At 55.3% G+C, this 1929-nt stretch carries 1 protein-coding gene; it reads right to left on the bottom strand.

What is annotated here, in order from left to right:
- Positions 1–917: 917 nt before the first annotated feature.
- A complete protein-coding gene (locus ACYVJT_RS15205; protein ID WP_343957705.1) occupies positions 918–1535 on the bottom strand; it encodes a recombinase family protein in 618 nt (205 codons plus the stop codon).
- Positions 1536–1929: the final 394 nt, after the last annotated feature.

The following is a 1929-nucleotide window of genomic DNA, read 5'->3' as shown; positions in this document are numbered from 1 at the left end:
CTCAACGCGCAAGGTTCCGAGATCTGCGAGCTGGAGGCTTGAGCCGTGCAGGAGCCGCCAAACGGGTCGGGGTCGACAAACGCACAGCACAAGACTGGGACAAAGGCAGGCACTTCCTGCCACTTGGTAGTTGGTGACCGTTAACGCGAAGGAGCGGACCATGTTCGAGTTTGCACTTGTCTTAGTCCTGCTGGCTGTCCTCCTTGAGGTCGCCAAGCGAAAGTAGCCTAGGTGGCTTGGGAACGAAAGTTCATTCCCAAGCCATCTCTTTTATGCAGACCTTTTGAACGCTAGTCATCGTGGAAATTGAAACTAAAGCATCATAAACGGTTGGCTTGGAATCGACGTTGGAGGTCGAGTGGTTCAGCTTCAGGCAACCTTGGATAAGAACTCCACCAGTCCTTCTTCGAGACGAATGCAATATTCCACCGTGTAATCATCCCCCCGGGTATTTATCCGCCGGGTCTTTCCTCCCAGCCCAATATACGACGTCGTCCATAAAGGTCGGCTCATATTTCAGAGCGAGCGCGGCCATTTTATTCGGCTCCCAACTACCTGGTTCCGGAGGAGCTTCCTGCTCACGCACTTCAACACCTATTCTTTTTCCGATTTCGCTGAGCCAGTATTGCGGCTTCGTCTCCGGACCCCACTCCATGTTCGCAAGGGAGCGGATCCCTACAGAGAGCTCCCCCATAAGCGACTCTGGCTTCATGATATTTCCGGGTGGGAGTGCTACCACCCAGGCGAGCACGGAGGCCCTCTGAATGCGCCTTAACAATGTTCCATACCGATCCCTTCCAAGCGCTGTCTCGTCGCATAAGGATTTCACTATAGGGAAGCACTGCGAAGTTCGGACTAAGATCAAGTCGAAATACCTCAGCGAGAAATTCCGCTATCATGCTACTCAGAAGGCGGTTTCATGTGCCGATGCCGACGACCTTTTGCCCGTCGGGACGTAGCTCCCCTGTCGGAGAGACGTGCCGGTAGAGGGTTTGGCGTGTGACTCCGAGTTCCTTGCAAAGCTCACCGATCTTGGTGCCGGGCTGACCCATCGAAGCTGCTGCAAGCCGGACTTTGGCTGGGGTCATTTTGTAGGGTCGACCGCCTCGACGTCCGCGCGCTCGGGCGGAGGCTAAGCCAGCCTTCGTGCGTTCGGAGATGAGTTCCCGTTCAAACTCTGCTAGCGCGGCGAAGATCCCGAAGACCAGCTTGCCGGAGGCAGTGGTGGTGTCAATCGCCGCCCCTTGCCCTGTGAGCACGTTGAGTCCTACGCCTCGGTCGGTGAGGTCGTGGACGATGTTAACCAAATGCCGGAGGTCTCGGCCGAGACGGTCGAGCTTCCAGACGATTAATGTGTCGTCCGACCGCAGGGCTTTCAAACAGTTGGCCAGCTGTGGCCGGTCCTCTTGCTTGCCGGAGGCTTTGTCTTCATAGAGCTGGGTGGGGTCCACTCCGGCCGCGAGGAGTTCGCCGCGTTGCAGGTCGGTGGTTTGGGAGCCATCGGCTTTTGAAACGCGCATGTATCCGATCAGCACCTTCTGGGACCTCCGTCATATATTCGATCGTTAAAGTGACAACTCGGCTGCGACGCAAATCCCAACAAAAGTTGTCACTTAACGCGTCAAATATTCTACGTCACGGAAACAACCGGCCACGATAGATAATGTGACACATATGCTGTTGGACACCAAAGTGCTCTAGATCAGTGCGAGCATATTGGACAACCCCCTCGTCATCGGGACGGCAGACGACTGACATGGGCGACGCTCAAGCCTCCACTACCGACCGCACGAGGTGCAATTCCAACACATCCGCCGCAAACACTGAATATTCTGTGAGACTTGATTTAGCTAGTCTGGGACTGGCTGACTCTTCTATGTCCGTCAAGCCAGTTGCATCGAGACAGCTGAGGCATTGAGTACTTTGAAG

It is taken from the genome of Yaniella soli (genome assembly GCF_054782375.1).
This window is presented reverse-complemented; position numbering and strand designations above follow the sequence as displayed.